The 15427-nt window shown below is 37.7% G+C and carries 13 protein-coding genes; 3 read left to right on the top strand and 10 right to left on the bottom strand.

Translation table 11 applies throughout. The features are described from left to right. The first annotated feature begins 122 nt into the window (after positions 1-122). Positions 123-1712: a T9SS type A sorting domain-containing protein gene (locus AEQSU_RS08225; protein WP_014782400.1), complete on the top strand. Its 1590-nt coding sequence runs from the start codon at positions 123-125 to the stop codon at positions 1710-1712. A 116-nt stretch (positions 1713-1828) separates the two neighbouring features. Here the strand turns inward: AEQSU_RS08225 and AEQSU_RS08220 are convergent, their stop codons facing one another. From AEQSU_RS08220 to AEQSU_RS08210, 3 genes are all read right to left on the bottom strand, one after another. Further along, positions 1829-3448: an FMN-binding glutamate synthase family protein gene (locus AEQSU_RS08220; RefSeq protein ID WP_014782399.1), complete on the bottom strand. Its 1620-nt coding sequence runs from the start codon at positions 3446-3448 to the stop codon at positions 1829-1831. A 610-nt stretch (positions 3449-4058) separates the two neighbouring features. Further along, entirely contained in the window at positions 4059-4514 is a 456-nt protein-coding gene (locus AEQSU_RS08215; protein WP_014782398.1) for a hypothetical protein, read from the bottom strand. A 287-nt stretch (positions 4515-4801) separates the two neighbouring features. Beyond that, on the bottom strand, positions 4802-6283 hold the full coding sequence (locus tag AEQSU_RS08210) for a T9SS type A sorting domain-containing protein (protein ID WP_014782397.1): 1482 nt from the start codon (positions 6281-6283) through the stop codon (positions 4802-4804). Between the two features lie 630 nt (positions 6284-6913). On the opposite strand from AEQSU_RS08210, the gene AEQSU_RS08205 reads away from it, so the two are divergent. Together AEQSU_RS08205 and AEQSU_RS08195 are read left to right on the top strand one after the other, a co-directional pair. Then, positions 6914-7540: a DUF4403 family protein gene (locus tag AEQSU_RS08205; protein ID WP_014782396.1), complete on the top strand. Its 627-nt coding sequence runs from the start codon at positions 6914-6916 to the stop codon at positions 7538-7540. A gap of 338 nt (positions 7541-7878) precedes the next feature. Continuing rightward, positions 7879-8160, top strand: coding sequence for a DUF2188 domain-containing protein (locus tag AEQSU_RS08195; RefSeq protein WP_014782395.1), 282 nt, complete (start codon positions 7879-7881; stop codon positions 8158-8160). A 209-nt stretch (positions 8161-8369) separates the two neighbouring features. Here the strand turns inward: AEQSU_RS08195 and AEQSU_RS08190 are convergent, their stop codons facing one another. The 7 genes from AEQSU_RS08190 to AEQSU_RS16770 form a co-directional block, all read right to left on the bottom strand. Beyond that, positions 8370-11336: a type I restriction endonuclease subunit R gene (locus AEQSU_RS08190; RefSeq protein WP_014782394.1), complete on the bottom strand. Its 2967-nt coding sequence runs from the start codon at positions 11334-11336 to the stop codon at positions 8370-8372. Beyond that, entirely contained in the window at positions 11326-12018 is a 693-nt protein-coding gene (locus AEQSU_RS08185) for a nucleotidyl transferase AbiEii/AbiGii toxin family protein (RefSeq protein WP_014782393.1), read from the bottom strand. Before AEQSU_RS08185 ends, AEQSU_RS08190 begins: the two co-directional genes overlap by 11 nt. After that, a complete protein-coding gene (locus AEQSU_RS08180) occupies positions 12012-12524 on the bottom strand; it encodes a hypothetical protein (RefSeq protein ID WP_014782392.1) in 513 nt (170 codons plus the stop codon). The genes AEQSU_RS08185 and AEQSU_RS08180 overlap by 7 nt, the downstream gene beginning before the upstream one ends. An 89-nt stretch (positions 12525-12613) precedes the next feature. Further along, on the bottom strand, positions 12614-13444 hold the full coding sequence (locus tag AEQSU_RS08175; RefSeq protein WP_014782391.1) for a GIY-YIG nuclease family protein: 831 nt from the start codon (positions 13442-13444) through the stop codon (positions 12614-12616). Beyond that, entirely contained in the window at positions 13444-13800 is a 357-nt protein-coding gene (locus AEQSU_RS08170) for a hypothetical protein (protein WP_014782390.1), read from the bottom strand. The genes AEQSU_RS08175 and AEQSU_RS08170 overlap by 1 nt, the downstream gene beginning before the upstream one ends. A gap of 25 nt (positions 13801-13825) precedes the next feature. Next, a complete protein-coding gene (locus tag AEQSU_RS08165) occupies positions 13826-14332 on the bottom strand; it encodes a hypothetical protein (protein WP_014782389.1) in 507 nt (168 codons plus the stop codon). A gap of 1 nt (position 14333) precedes the next feature. Then, a complete protein-coding gene (locus tag AEQSU_RS16770; RefSeq protein WP_014782388.1) occupies positions 14334-15425 on the bottom strand; it encodes a restriction endonuclease subunit S in 1092 nt (363 codons plus the stop codon). Positions 15426-15427: the final 2 nt, after the last annotated feature.

Raw genomic sequence — 15427 nt, 5'->3', positions numbered from 1 at the left:
ATAAAAATATTTTTTCTACGCTATTCGCGCTTCAATTCTACCTTTTCTATTCCCGCTAAAAAAATTGATGACATTTCCACAGCAATTTCGATATACACTTATAATCCTTAAACCAAATTAAAATGAAAACTCAAATTATCTTATTCGTATTATTACTATGCGCCATACGCGCCTTTTCACAAGACCCCGCCATTCTTTGGCAAAAAACCATTGGTGGTAGCGGTACCGATTTCTCCACAGTCTTAGAACCTACCTCAGATGGAGGCTTCATCATCGGAGGCTATTCAACAAGCAATATTTCCGGCGAAAAAACTGAAAATAGCAACGGCGGTACAGACATATGGATCGTGAAAATTGACGATTCTGGCAATATTATGTGGCAAAATACCATTGGCGGCAGCGGGGAAGACTTTTTAATCTCTGTAAAACAAACTTCCGATGGTGGATACATTGTGGGCTCAAGTTCAGATTCCAACATTTCTGGGGATAAAACCGAAAACTCTCGCGGCGATTTCGATTACTGGATATTGAAATTAAATAGTTCTGGAGCTATCGTTTGGCAAAAAACCTACGGCGGCGCCCAACCTGAATTTGACACCTACGTGGTCCCAACCACAGATGGCGGTTATTTTGTAAGTGGATATTCAGATAGCGATATAAGCGGCGATAAAACAGTCCCCACAAAAGGACAGCGTGATTATTGGCCCATGAAATTAGACAGTTCGGGTGCTATCGTTTGGCAAAAAAGTATTGGTGGAAGCTTAGTAGACCGTCCTCAAGTAGGATTCCAAACTGCAGATGGCGGGTTTATTATTGGTGGTTCTTCAACTTCAGGGATTTCTGGAGATAAAACGGAAATAAGCAGAGGCGAAAGCGACAACTGGATAGTAAGACTGGATTCCAACGGTAATATACAATGGAACAAAACCTTTGGCGGCAGCGATAAAGACGCGTTCCGTAATATGGCACAAACCGCAGATGGCGGATATCTTTTGGGTGGCTATTCAAAATCAAATATCTCTGGCGATAAAACCGAAAATTCTCAGGGCGATTACGACTACTGGATATTGAAACTGGACGGTAGTGGCAACTTGGTATGGCAAAACACCATTGGCGGTAGCGGCATAGACTATGCGCGCGATGTAAAACAACTCGCAGATGGCACCTATATGATCGCCGGCTATAGCAACAGTAACATTTCTGGCGACAAAACCGAAAACAGCAATGGCGGTTACGATTATTGGCTGGTAAAACTAAATGCAGCTGGAGATATTCTTTCTCAAAATTCCATAGGAGGTTCTGCCGATGAAAGCGGTCCATACATCCTTCCAACCGCTGATGGTAATTTCATAATGTTTTGTTCTTCAGATTCAAATATCTCTGGTGATAAAAGCGAGAACAGCAGAGGCTTGGATGATTATTGGGTGTTCAAAACCACCTCAGCAATTCTAGGAGTTTCAAAAAATAATTTTGGCACATCAATTACCGCATATCCAAATCCAAACAACGGTAGATTCACTATAAATCTTGGAGAAAGCTTTTCTGAAAGCAAAGTTACCATTCTAAATATGTTGGGGCAAGTTGTTTCAATTTCAACTTATAAAAACACACAAAATCTAGATGTTGAAATTATTGGGGCAGCAGGACTTTATTTAGCTACAGTAACAACTATGGATGGAAAAAAAGCAACAATTAAAATAACCAAATATTAATTTTTATAAAGAAAGCTCCTTTCAAAGGAGCTTTCTTTATAATTTATTACTTGTTGTAAGACAAAATAGTGAGGCAATTTTTATTAATGCCTTATTAAAATGATTAGCGATTCTTTTTAATAAGTACAACTATTTGCTTCCAATGGATGGACTCCCCAACGTGTTTTATTTGCATAAGCAAAATCCATTTTATACTTTTCTGGTATTACCCCCTCCAACATTGATCCTGGTTTTATGGATGGAAAAAGTTCTTCATAAGTAATCATTTCATTTAGGGAAGTTCGGCGATAAATATGAGAGCGCGTTAAATTTTTCATTTCATCCAAACCACTAGCTCCTAGAATTTCTACGAAATTTTTAATTGTTTTTTCGTGATATTGCGCAACACGAACCTTTTTATCTTCGGGAACAAGACCTACAGTTAGTTTAGGATCTTGGGTTGTGATTCCTGTAGGGCATTTATTTGTGTTGCATAATAATGCTTGAATACATCCCAAGGCGAGCATCATAGCGCGGGCTTGATTACAACCATCAGCACCCAAAGCTATAGCACGAGCTACGTGAAAAGCAGAAGTGATTTTACCAGCCGCAATAATTTTAATATGATGGCGGATGCCCATTCCTCTAAGAATATTATGCACAAAATCAAGACCGTCAATCAACGGGGCACCTACATAATTACTGAATTCTGGTGGAGCGGCTCCTGTTCCTCCTTCACCACCATCTACAGCAATATAGTCTGGATAAATATCTAGTTCTACCATTGCTTGGCAGATAGAAATAAATTCACTTTTATAACCGATACACAATTTAAAGCCAACCGGTTTTCCTCCAGATAGGTCTCGAAGTTTCTGAATGAACTGTACCATCTCCATAGGAGTGCTAAAAGCGGAGTGATAAGGCGGTGACTCCACTTTAGTATGTGGTTGAATATTTCTTATTTTCGCAATTTCCACGGAGTTTTTTTCGGCTGGTAGGATTCCACCATGGCCGGGTTTTGCGCCTTGGGAAATTTTAAGCTCAATCATTTTTACGTGAGGATGTTTCGCCTTTTCAGAAAATAGTTCTGGACTGAAGTCTCCTGCTTCATCACGACATCCAAAATACCCTGTACCAATTTGCCAAATTACATCGCCCCCATGTTTTAAGTGATAGTCACTCAAACCTCCTTCACCTGTATTTTGAGCAAAATTTCCAATTTTTGCGCCTCCATTTAAGGCCTCTACCGCTGCTGCGCTAAGAGATCCAAAACTCATTGCTGAAATATTCAATATACTGGAGGAATAAGGTTGTGAACATCCCTTATTTCCTATCATAATCCGAGGGTCGTGATTTAATGTATTAAAAGCCTTTGGTGCTATGGAATGGCAGATCCATTCGTAACCTTCGGCATAAACATCCAGTTGGGTTCCAAAGGGAATGGTGTCGCGTACTGCCTTTGCTCTTTGGTAAACCGTGGAGCGATCTATCCTATTAAACGGACGGCCATCAATATCAGATTCAATAAAATACTGATACATTTTTGGGCGTAGTTCTTCCAGCACATAACGCAGTCTGCCCAATACGGGATAATTCCGCATAATGGTGTGTCGTTTTTGAAAGGTATCGTAATATCCCAAAATAGTTAGGGCTAATACTATTGCAAACAGCACATACCAGTTAGCGCTTAAAAAAAAGGCTAAACCAAATGTGATCAACAATGAAAGCGTTGAAAAAATATAAAAATTAGTACGCATAGTGGAGTTTTATTGCATTGAAAGCTATGTGTAAAGAACTAAATAGCTTTTTAAAAATATAAATTATTTAAGGGATGATTTAGAATAATGTAGAATTTTGATTTCAACCTATTTTTTACCCTATCCCTAAAGGGAAATAGGTTGAAATCAAAAAATAAATAAATTTCAAACTATTCTACAACAGTACTATTATTGACAATCAATTAATTAAAGGTAATTGAATACCGAATGCAAATTACAAATTATTTCTCAACTTACTAATAGATGATTGTAGTATTGATAAGCTAGTATTTTGATTTGGGTTCTACTACGAATGTTGAGGAGATAATTTGATATTAATGTTTAAAAAAACTGACATAAGACTTTAGGACATAGGACGTAAGACCAAAATAACTGTTCTTTTAATAGTTCTATGTCTTACCTCCTTTCGTCTTATGTCAAAGATAAAAAGATTTCAGTTTCCTTCAGTACCAAAATTGGCAAAGGGCTCCGCTGGACATTGAATTGTCTGGCTGAGCTCTTCGGTTATGTATTCAATTTGAAGTTCAATGAATTGCTTTTAAATAAGCATTCAAGATTTATTTCTTCAGTATCCTATTAATTTCAATAGTTAATTTCTTGCGTTTTTATCCGCATTGTCTCTTGCCCATTGCTGATATTTTACAAACTGGGTATCGTTTAAAATTCCTTTCATAATTTTGTCTTGGGTTTCTGTACGCTCAAAGCTGTTCATTGTATTATTGCGGTTGCTGCGGCTCCAAGAATTCATTTCTGTTTGCCATTTAGTATTAAACTGACTTATTTGATCGTCATTCATATCTAAAGCGGTGTACATCTTCTCCATTTCTGCTTTGGTTGCTGCCGCGTTGTTTCTAGTGGTATCGCTGTTCGCACTTACCGTAGAACTTTGGCGAGTGGGTGCTTTGCCAGCAGAAGTTATTTCGGTATTGGACTTGCCTCTATTTGGCGTTATTGTCTGGGTATCTGTAGTACTGGTCTGGGTACTCCCGCAAGCGGTAAGTAAGGCCAAAAGGCCAACTGCGGAAAGTGTTCTTAGCGTTTTCATAGGTTTTGTTTTTTTATTGTTAGTACTAATTTACAAAGGGATGTGCTTTTTGATGGGGAGTTTAAGAAAAGATTGTGGGTTTTTGGTGGGGTTTTTGGTGGGAATTGCGATTGGGATAGCGTGGGGCCTTATATTGAAAGCTTTTGAAGTGTTTGTCATTAAAAACACTATTTCGTTATAACTAAGGGGTTCGACTTTAGCCTGTCCTGAGCGCAGCCGAAAGGCTCACCCTGACATCCGTCTGTCACACTGAGGGTAGTCGAAGTGCTTTGAGATCCAAAACCATCTCATTCCACAATAACCTTCTTTATCGTTGTTTGTCCGTTCGTGGTTTCTACATTAAGAAAATAAAGTCCCTTTGCATATTGAGAAAGATCGAGATTATATTCTTGGATTGCTTTAGGATTGCTTTCTAAAAGCAACGCCCCTAACTCGTTTAAGAGCGTTATTTTATTAATGCTATTATTTGAAGTTATGGTAATGTTTTTCTTTGTGGGAATGGGATAGACAAGCAAAGATGTAGTATCGTGAAAATCATTAATTGCCAGAGCTGGATCCTTAAAAATATAGGCAGAACCCGCTCTGTCCACCGTATTTCCTCCCGTGGCATCCTCATCTTCCCAAGGCGCCCCAACAATAAGTTGGTTGCCATCCATTTCAATATTCCATCCATAAAAATCCTCTGGTGCAAGATCAAGGCTTTCTACTTTTTGAATTTCATTAAACACACCAGCACTATTTTTATAAACGTAAACCTCTCCCTTTTCTGAGCCGTATGGATGGGGAGCACTCACAATTAGATATTCGTTTTGGAGTATGCAGTTCCACCCGAAATTTGCTTCAATGGAAGGGGAGGAAGCCGTGATTTTTTGGGTTTCCGTCCAGTTGTTTGTACCATCATTCTCAAAGATATAAGTTGAACCCTCCCCACCTGCATGGCCGTAAGCACCAATGGCGATATAGGAATCTGTTATAGCTACCGAAGTGCCAAAATAACCTTGCGCCATAGCATCAGAGGCGGTTATTTTTTGAATATGGTCCCAAACTCCAACATTACTTTTTCTATATATGTGCGCGGCACCTTTTGTATTGTCTTCCTCATTGGCGCCAACCACCATAAAATCACCCGCAATGGCTACTCCTATTCCGAAAGTATCATTGGGTTGTGGGTTTGGACTCATTATTTTTTGCTCCTGCGACCATGTACCGCCAGACTTCTCAAAGACATACACACTACCCACCCAGCCATTTTCACCAGGGGCACCTGCTACTATGGTAGCGTTTTCCATCGCGAGGGAGGTAGGATTCATTCCCATCTTGGCATCAGCGCTAAAATCATTTGCTATCAGTTTGGTTTGGTATTCCCATGTAGTCTCGTTCAGTTGATAAACATATAAAGCGCCAGTACGCTGCAAGCCAGAAACATCAGCCCTACCAGCAGCAATAACCATTAGACTATCAACCATTTTTGCCCCACCGCCATATTCAGCACCTTCATTGGGGTCTGGGGCGGTAATACTTTGTTGAAAAGTCCAATTGCCACCCGAATCTTTATGATAGATATAAGCGGCACCCGAAGCATTATTCTCCCGCGCTGCCCCTGCTAAGGCATACGAATTTCGAATAGCTACAGAAGTGCCATATTCTGCGCGCGACTCCCTATTTTCACTTACTATTTTTGCCTCTTGACTGTATTGGGCCGAGGCGGTTGTTATACCAAATAAGCTGGCTATCATAACAATCCTTAGAGTAATGGTAATTTTTGTCATTTTATAAATTTTTGAAGTGAGTGTTTTAAATATCATATTAAAGGTATTCGGATAGGGGGAATTTTCAAAATGATTATGAACATTTTTACGTATTCTAAACTGAATATGAATTAATTAGGGTATTTAGTCAAGAGTTTGACGTTTGCCTTTGAAATCGTAAAAGTAGTAGTGTAAGGGTTTTGTAGCTAATAATAAACCTCATTCTAACTAAACGGGTTCGATCTGATAGGTATCGGATGCGCTCATCCTGACATACCAAAGTTTAAAGAAGCATCCCAATGTCGCACCGCGTAGCCTGTCCTGAGCGCAGTCCAAGTGCTCGCCATTTAAATTACTATTTCGTTATAACTAAGGGGTTCGACTTTAGCCTGTCCTGAGCGTAGCCGAAGGGCTCACCCTGACAATTGGAAGTTTATTGTCTTTTACCAAAATTATGATTTATAGAATATTATTCCAATAGGGGAATGCTGATTTGAGACCACACCATACAACCTTTTAGGAGCTTGGATATTCTTTTGGAAATATCCAACAATGGCTAATTAGCTTTTAGCAAATAGTAAAAGACCAAATTAAAAGGTTTTAATTTTGAAATTTATCTTAAATTACGAGTAAGCTCTCAATTTACTTTATATGAATTCTAATTCAACAACACCAGATCAAGATATTTCAATAAAATTGCCGGCGCGAATAGGCTTTGCCGCTATTGAAACTTTTCTAAAGAAAAAATTTATTGCTACCACAATCAGTAAAACCGATGCTAAGGGGAAAGTATCTAACTATTTTAAGATATTGGATCTTAATCTAGCTGAAAGTAATAGTGCACCATATAATCTAGCATTAAGGCTCAAGCTACAAACCCTTACGCGTATATTCCACGATAAAGAAATTGAAGTGTCGGTTCAAGCACTTGTAAAGCTGGATGTTGAAACTCAAAAATTATATGTTGAAGGCTATAAAATTAATAGCAGCGGAGAAAATTGGATTGCAAATACCCTCCTAAAATCTGTGATTAACAGCTTTATTTATAAAAAAATATTGAAAGCCTTAAGCGTTGATTTAATGCCAATAATAAAAGAAAAAATCGATCTCGTCAATACCAAGCTAGCATCGAAGCTGCAAGCCACCAAAGGCATTTCAATTATGGGAAACGTAGAAAATTTTACCATTGACCATTTTAAGATGAAAAAAGATGAAGTTTGGGTGCTTATCCATACCCAGGGCTGGTGTGTTATTGGTGTTGAGGATTTAGAGTTTTAGGTTGTTTTACCATCTCTATTACCTTTTTGCTAATTGGTAATGTTATTATAATTGTTCTTGGCGGTTTTTATGTTGGTAGTCTATATGTTGGTGATATAGCCACTCTAGCTGGGATCATATTTGGATGTTTATCTGTTGCAGTTTGGTGGGCCACCCGCAAACGTAATGTCACACTGAGCGCAGTCGAAGTGCATTTGAAGTACAACATCCTACTGTCACCCTGAGCCTGTCGAAGAACACACCTCTACTAGAAAGCCCCAAGTTTGGTTTGTTAATGCGCACCCAGATATCGCTATTTATTAAAAACAGTATCTTCGGGGCTAGTAATTTATGGTTTTATGGCAAATGGTAAATCTTGGTTAAAAGCACTGCTAGAAATAATTAAAGTTATTTTTGAAAGTTCGCGAAGCAACACTACACCCAGTACCTGGCACCAACACGTGGTACCTTATGAGGGGGATTGGGCAGTAAGGCGTGAGGGTAATAAACGCATCACTTCCAAACACCGTAAACAAAGCACCGCCATTATTAAAGCGAAACGTCTAGCCAAAAAACACAAAGCCGATGTCATAATTCATAGGGAGGATGGAACTATTAGAGAACGGATTGCTTGTGATTGATGGTTTAGAGGTGATTTGTATAAATTTACCAAAGAGAATGGGATGAAAGTTGTTTCTATGTATTGGGTTTTAATTAAGCTCCTTTTGTATGTATTGCTCAAAAAAAAGAGACTCCCAACCTTTCAGAGAGAATGGATGGGGCATTCGTTTTTGAATTTTACTAATTTCTCCTCGTCGCGCTCGAGATAATTGGCATCTTGTTTGGCGGTTTAATAATACTCCTTAATATACCCATAAGCCCGCTCAAAAAGTACTTGGTCTTTATGAAGCTTATATTTTAAAAGTGCCTTTCTAAGCGACTGTTGAACTTCTCGCTCTCCAGAACTTGTAGTTTGCCAGCCGGGAAAGCGTACCATCCTTACTATTCCATCTATATCATTTACTATTCGTTCCACAACAGCGGGAGTTTGTTTAGTTTTTAGTTCAATAAATAGCTCAGTTAAAGCGGCCTGCGGTGTCTTCTCTTGGATCAGTTCTTCCAGTTCCTTTTCTGCCTGAACTGTTTCCTTAGCTAGCTTACACAATTCTTTTATAAATTCGATGGAAGTAATCAGGCCTTGTTCCGCCTGGTCTCTTAGAGCCTCTAAACGCTCACTGAGGGATTTAAATTTAGGATTGCCATCATGCTTTTTAAATCGCTTTGCTAGAATCTTTTCGAGTTTCTTAGCATTTGAGGGATCTGGATTATTAAAAATACTTTCAATTACATCTGCATCCAATCTATATTCCTCCAGCGCATGCACCTCTCCTACTTGCATTCCTTCGTGCATAAGTTTTGTTGTCTGCGCACCTAATGTAATCCATAATAATTTACCCAAATTATCTCCTGGAGGCCTGACTGATTCAAAGACTTGCGACACCCATTTATAGTCTTCTTGATAGACATCGAGTACTCGATCAGGAGATAAAGATTCCCATAAACGAGATAGATATTTATAATCTCTCGCAAACTCATCTTTCTTTTTGTCATCCTTAATAGCATTTTGAGCTTTTTCAAGTCCTTCAAAACCAATAAGAGTTCGGTCCACTCCTTCAAAATGTGCCAGGGCATCTTCCATTGCTTGAGGAAGTTTTTCGCGTAACGATGATAGATTGGTTATTATATTTTGCACTGATTCTTCATCAAACTGCAAAGCCTTCGCAGCATCATCAAAAACTCCAAAATAATCCACAATACGCCCAAAAGTTTTGTTTGGAAATAGTCTATTGGTTCTACAGATAGCTTGTAAAAGAGTATGATCTTTTATAGACTTATCAAGATACATTGTTTGCAAGATAGGTGCATCAAAACCTGTAAGTAGTTTTGCGGTCACAATCAAGAATTTTAAATCTGATTGCGGATCATTAAACTCATCAATTATTTTTTCCTGCTGACTTTTATCTATTCCCCACTTCTGTTTAAATTCAAAAGGGTCATTGGCAGAGGTTGAAATAACTACTCGACTCGCCTCGGGAATAAAATATTTATCAAGTTCTTCCTTATATAGGACACAGGCATACCTGTCTGGTGTTACAACCATGGCTTTAAATCCTTGTGGTGCAACTTTTTCCTTAAAGTGAGTGGCTATATCCTTTGCAATGCGGTCTACACGTTCGGGGGCTTTTAAGAATGCCGCCATACGGGCTGCTTTTTTATTCAAAGCATCTGCCTCCTCATCTGTAAGAGCTGCACTTTCTACAAAGAGCTTGAAGGCTTCGTCAATTGTTTCCTTATCAACATGAACATCCACCATCCTCGGTTCAAAATGCAAAGGCAGGGTTGCGTTATCTCTAATAGACTCTTGAAAAGTATAGCGAGACATATAGCCTCCCTTATCTTCCTCCGCACCAAAAGCCCAGAACGTATTTTTATCGGCTTTGTTAACTGGGGTTCCTGTTAAACCAAATAAGAAAGCATTAGGTAAGGCTGCACGCATTTGTCTTCCCAAATCGCCTTCTTGCGTTCTGTGGGCCTCATCCACCAAGACGATAATATTTTCCCTAGTGTTCATATTTGGTTTTGCGTCTCGGAACTTGAAAATCATTGAAATAATTATTTTTCGGGTATCTCTTTCCAGTAGTCTCTGAAGATCTTTAATGTTATCGGTGGTTTCTACATTAGGCACGTCAGCGGCATTAAAAGTACCAGAAATTTGAGTGTCTAGATCGGTGCGGTCTACCAAGATTATCACAGTAGGACTTTTAAGCGAGGGTTCTCTCCGTAATTTTTGTGCAGCGAATACCATAAGCAAAGACTTACCCGAACCTTGAAAATGCCATAACAATCCTTTCTTAATCTTTCCTTCCTTTACGCGTTCCACAATCATATTCGCGCCTTCATATTGTTGGAAACGACAGATAATCTTGATTCGTTGTTTCTTGTTATTCGTGGAGAAAAGAGAAAAATTTTGCAGTATATCCAAGAGTCTTTTAGGACTCATTAAATCTGAAAGCTGTTTGCCGATTCCTTCTAACCCTAATTGTTGCGCCAAATCCATTTTATCCGATTCCAAGCGCCACGGAGCCCAAAACTCTAGAGGAGTTCGAACGCCTCCATAATAAAGTTCCTTCCCTTCGGTGGCAAAGGAGAGAATGTTTGGTACAAATAACTGTGGCACCGCATTTTCATATACTTCGTGAATTTCGTGTGCTCCATCCAACCAACTCACCGATAGACGAATAGGCGTTTTGGCCTCTCCTATTACAACGGGAATACCGTTTATAAGCATTACAATATCTGGAATCTTGGTTTCTCTATTGTGAATCCGGTATTGGTTGGTAATTATATAAGTGTTATTTTCTAAAGTTTCAAAATCTATTAACCTAATAGGAACATGCCGATTGTTTTCTCCAAACGGCATGGTTTTATCGCCAGACATCCATTTAAAAATCTCCTCATTGGCGCGTACCAAACCAGTTTGATTTACGGAAAGTAGAATAGCACGAAGTTTATAAATAACCTCATCTGCCAAGTTTGGGTTTTGAGTTATCTCAGGATTTAACCTGATTAAAGCTTCTTTCAACTCATTTTCCAGCAGCACTTCATTAACACCACGTTGTAATTCTTGGGAAGATTTAAAAACCCATTGCTTGCCATAGGCTGCGTTTGGCTCTGAAACACCTGTACGATTTAGGTTGCTCCCGCTTAGTTGGTGGATGATGTAGTGTTCTACGCTATTAAGTTCGTTAAATCCCATTAATTATACCTTCTATTTTATCATTTATCTGTTTAAAACGCACTTCTTGTTCTTCGTAATAAATGTGTCCAAGAATTGCCTCCTCATATTTAGCTTCTGAAGCTATTTTTTTAAATTCCTCCTTCAAAAAATTTTTAACCTCTTGTTCCGAAGCCGTTATCTGTTCAACAATATTAGAAGTATAATTTAGTAAGTAAACGATATCTTCAAAATCTTTGCTAGTTCTGGGGTCTTTTCCTCTTTCATTAAAAGCTGAAAACTTTGCAGCTAAATAATATGGTAACTGCAATAGAGAAATTGAAATCTTATCAAGTTTAACTTCATAGACTTTTGGATAACCTAGTTCAAACCAACGGTCACCTGGTGCCCAACCAATAGATTTGGTACCCATAACATCTACAATAACATCTTCCAACCTAAACCTGCAAATCACTTTATCTTCATGAGATTGTGTAAATCCTTTTTTATTTAATGAAACTCTTAATTCTTCCAGTTCATTTATACTTTTTATTTCCAGGCTTATGTCCACGTCCTTAGTAGGCCTAATATCTTCGGCTCCGGTATCATCTATATACAGGCTGACGACTGCTCCCCCAACAAACATTACTTGGTCGTTCAAATCGCCTAAAGCAAGGGCAACTTTACTAATTACTTTTCTATTCAGCAGCGTATTTTTTAGCATATTCTATCTTTCAGCTCTTGCATCGCGATATTTTTTTCTCTTGAATTCCCTACACGTAAACTATCACAAAGCGACATTAACTCATAAAAAAGGGAATCCTTTAAACACGCTTCTGGCACATTAGGATGTAAGGGTTGGATTTCCTGTCCTCGTATATTTCCATTCGCATAAGGCCAGATATAAGCTTCTTTGCTTAACATAATATTGTTTAAAGGCGGTGCAGAATGTGCAGTTGGCAACCCTCTTTTAATTGCTCCTGGTTGTTGCGGATATACATAAGGTAATCCATGTTCTAGAAAATCAAGTAAGGCCAAACTCATAAGTCGTTTTTTATTTCCGGCAATTAATCCTGCATAAACAGATCTATTTATACTCTCACTAATTTCACTTCCACTAATTCCCAATTCAAAAGCAAGGTCTTTCATAAACCACTTTTGCTTCCCTTTGGCTGCTATTTTAAGGAGTATCACAATATCGTGAGGCCGCATTCCACTATGTTGCTTCATATTAAACTATTTGATAGTGTAGCAAATATAATCTTTTTTATTAATTCGCGATTCGCGAATCGCGAATTATAGCTTTTCTGCCACTTTATTTATCCTCTTGCGATCACTTTACACTTATTCCTCGCATCCACAACCTCCCGCAATGCCCCAGGATTCCCTTGAATATTAAGCATTGGAAAATATTTCTTTATCAATTTATCTTCTTCAATATTCCAGTTATCGCTTAAGGTCAACCAGTTAATCGTCAAATTTTCTTCTATCCATTTAATAATCTTCCCTTCATCCTTTGGAGAAAACTTATAATTATTCTGATTACCTTTTCCTACCAAAGAACTTTTTGGAGGAAGATAGCCCAGAACAGCTCCCAAGCTTCTAAAAAAGGTTCCGTGACCTTTAGCCCATAGTTCTTGTCCAAGTCTTTTTTTAAGACTTTGGGAAGCAATACCGATATACATAATATTATGTCCTCGATTACCTAATTCTTTGCGTAAGCTAGCTTTTAGATTTCCCGGTTTTGCAATACGTATTGCGTAAAGACCTGGTGAATCTGGTAATTGATGAGAGGCCTGAGAAACTGGAATAAACCATTTTTCCAGCATAAGCTTTTTATCTATTTCTGTCACTTCAAGAGTAGACGCAGTAGCGATTGACTTTGCTTTAGCTACTTTCTGTTTTACAGGTGCAACACTTTTTTTAAGAATAGGTTTTAATTCCCTTCCATTCAAATGAATATGACTCCCTGACTTTATAAATAAGTTTGGATAATTACTGACACGCACCGATATCTGACTGCTCTTAATAATAGAACCATCCTTTTTTGAATACCATTTTCTAGCATTCAGTATCTCTGCAATTTCACTTGCAGTTAATAAGCGTTTTTCTTGTTCTAACACCCTTTGGATAGCTTCGTGCAGTGTCATTATTTAGTAATTTTTTCTTTTACATAAGGCTCAAAATCAAACCCAGCACCTTTAGACTTAACATCCCTTAAATACCGATCCCCAGGATTGGCACTTATCTCTAAATCCACAGCATTTTTATCTGGGCGAATTCTAAACGGAACACCTTTGGCAAACCCTCTTGGCAAATGCACCCAATATGCATAATCGGGAGTGTTGAGCAATAAATGTACATCGTCTGAAAATTTTGAAATTGGAATATTAAACCACCATACATTCTTTGATTTATTGATATTTGCAAAACTAAATTGTGAGGCTTTTAAGGCTGTACCTTGTGTGTGATTTATATTACCGATTAACTTATTTTTTGCATCCACAGCGTATATTCTTTTTACAATTATATCATTTCATTATCTTGTTATAAAAATCCTCAGTTATCTCTTTAGCCCTTTCTCTTTCTTCATTATTAAAATGTATCTCATTCTGAAACTCGGGCCATCTGCCTGTTTTTTGCCTAACCAAATACACCAACTCCGCTTCCACGGCTTCTGCTAAATCAATAAAGGGAATATCTTCATCACACCGTTTTCCTATTAGTTTATGATTGAACACAAAAACGGAAAGTTTTACTGATTTAGAATCTTTCCATTTATAACCTTTATAATCTTTAAATGTTCCTGCTTTTTTTAATCCATCACGCAGTCTGGTAGATATAGACTGACTTGTGTAACCTATATAAAGCGTTTTTCCATCTGCTTGCAACACATAGATTTTTGGAGTTTTATCATTTGTAACTGGTTTTTTAAATGTTCTACATTCAGCCCCTTCAAAAATTCGCGTTGCTATTAACCTATCATCCTTTAAACTTTCTAAAGTTAGGTCGTAAGTATAAGGTCCCGTATAAGTCATTTTAAAACACTTGATTGATTAAACTTTTTTGCAGGGATTTTGAACATGACAATTTTGATTCTAAAACCAATAATTTTTCATCAAGCAATTCAAATTTTTCTAAATAAGTAAAAAGTTCTCTTCGATTAGGAAGATAAACCTTAGTCATAAGAGCATCATCTCTATTTAATCCTGGAACCGCTGTTGCTATTGAATGTCTTTTTAAATTTGCTGCTTTCAGCAAATAGTAAAAAAATTTAATTGGGATGTCTTCAAATTCAGGCTTAATTTGAATATAATATGCTGTATCAGTTGTCCAAAAGTTATTATTTACCCAAGTGACTTGACCTACATTTCCTTTCCTACCTACTACAATACCAGGACCCTCACATAAATATTCTTTATGAGTACCTTGAAAACCGGATGAGGTAATTACGGAATAGTCACCTGCAATTCTATCCGATTCTTTAAGAGAACTTCCATAGTGAAAGTTCATTAGTTCATCAATTTTATATCTTCTCCAATCTTTATTTAAGCCAGAAAATTTTTTAAACAGACTGCTTTTAATAATTTCCGTTTTTTCAACCAGTCCCTTCTCACTCTCAATAACTTTATCCATCGCCCAAAGTAATTCGGCTAGTTGGTCTTGTTGGTCTATGGGTGGGAGGAGGAATTCGTAATTAGCTAAATCTTTAAATTTAACTCTGGGAGAAAGACCACCCGCAGAATGCTTTATTGCGTAATCAAAGAATTTCTCATTATTTACAATAAATGGCAGAAGTTCTGGAATCAAATTTTTCTTTGCTCTAAAAACAGTAATATCGCCTGAGCAAATACCACTAAATGAAGCTTGCGCAGCCTTCTTTAAATAAGCTCTTCTTCTTCCAAATAAAACATCTCCCACTTTAAACTTTTTAGTAAAAGTGGTGGAAGTATCAAGATTTGCAGAATTGCGCAAATGAATATTTTCAGATTCAATATGTTCAAGCCCAACAACGTGTTCAATTCCATCAGCTATTGGGTCTTTAGATGATTCCTTTGGCTCAAACACTACATCACCAAATTTAACTGGAGTCCAATTTGTTTTATCAATCAATAATTTTTCACTGGTCATTG

Source organism: Aequorivita sublithincola DSM 14238 (assembly GCF_000265385.1).
GTDB lineage: Bacteria > Bacteroidota > Bacteroidia > Flavobacteriales > Flavobacteriaceae > Aequorivita > Aequorivita sublithincola.
The sequence above is the reverse complement of the archived record's forward strand: the minus strand, read 5'-3'. Positions and strand labels throughout refer to the sequence as shown.

Bases quoted from the DNA above. Each gene is read 5' to 3' on its own strand.
- AEQSU_RS08225 (WP_014782400.1), top strand. From the start codon at position 123: ATGAAAACTCAAATTATCTTATTCGTATTATTACTATGCGCCATACGC.
- AEQSU_RS08220 (WP_014782399.1), bottom strand. From the start codon at position 3,448: ATGCGTACTAATTTTTATATTTTTTCAACGCTTTCATTGTTGATCACA.
- AEQSU_RS08215 (WP_014782398.1), bottom strand. From the start codon at position 4,514: ATGAAAACGCTAAGAACACTTTCCGCAGTTGGCCTTTTGGCCTTACTT.
- AEQSU_RS08210 (WP_014782397.1), bottom strand. From the start codon at position 6,283: ATGACAAAAATTACCATTACTCTAAGGATTGTTATGATAGCCAGCTTA.
- AEQSU_RS08205 (WP_014782396.1), top strand. From the start codon at position 6,914: ATGAATTCTAATTCAACAACACCAGATCAAGATATTTCAATAAAATTG.
- AEQSU_RS08195 (WP_014782395.1), top strand. From the start codon at position 7,879: ATGGCAAATGGTAAATCTTGGTTAAAAGCACTGCTAGAAATAATTAAA.
- AEQSU_RS08190 (WP_014782394.1), bottom strand. From the start codon at position 11,336: ATGGGATTTAACGAACTTAATAGCGTAGAACACTACATCATCCACCAA.
- AEQSU_RS08185 (WP_014782393.1), bottom strand. From the start codon at position 12,018: ATGCTAAAAAATACGCTGCTGAATAGAAAAGTAATTAGTAAAGTTGCC.
- AEQSU_RS08180 (WP_014782392.1), bottom strand. From the start codon at position 12,524: ATGAAGCAACATAGTGGAATGCGGCCTCACGATATTGTGATACTCCTT.
- AEQSU_RS08175 (WP_014782391.1), bottom strand. From the start codon at position 13,444: ATGACACTGCACGAAGCTATCCAAAGGGTGTTAGAACAAGAAAAACGC.
- AEQSU_RS08165 (WP_014782389.1), bottom strand. From the start codon at position 14,332: ATGACTTATACGGGACCTTATACTTACGACCTAACTTTAGAAAGTTTA.
- AEQSU_RS16770 (WP_014782388.1), bottom strand. From the start codon at position 15,425: ATGACCAGTGAAAAATTATTGATTGATAAAACAAATTGGACTCCAGTT.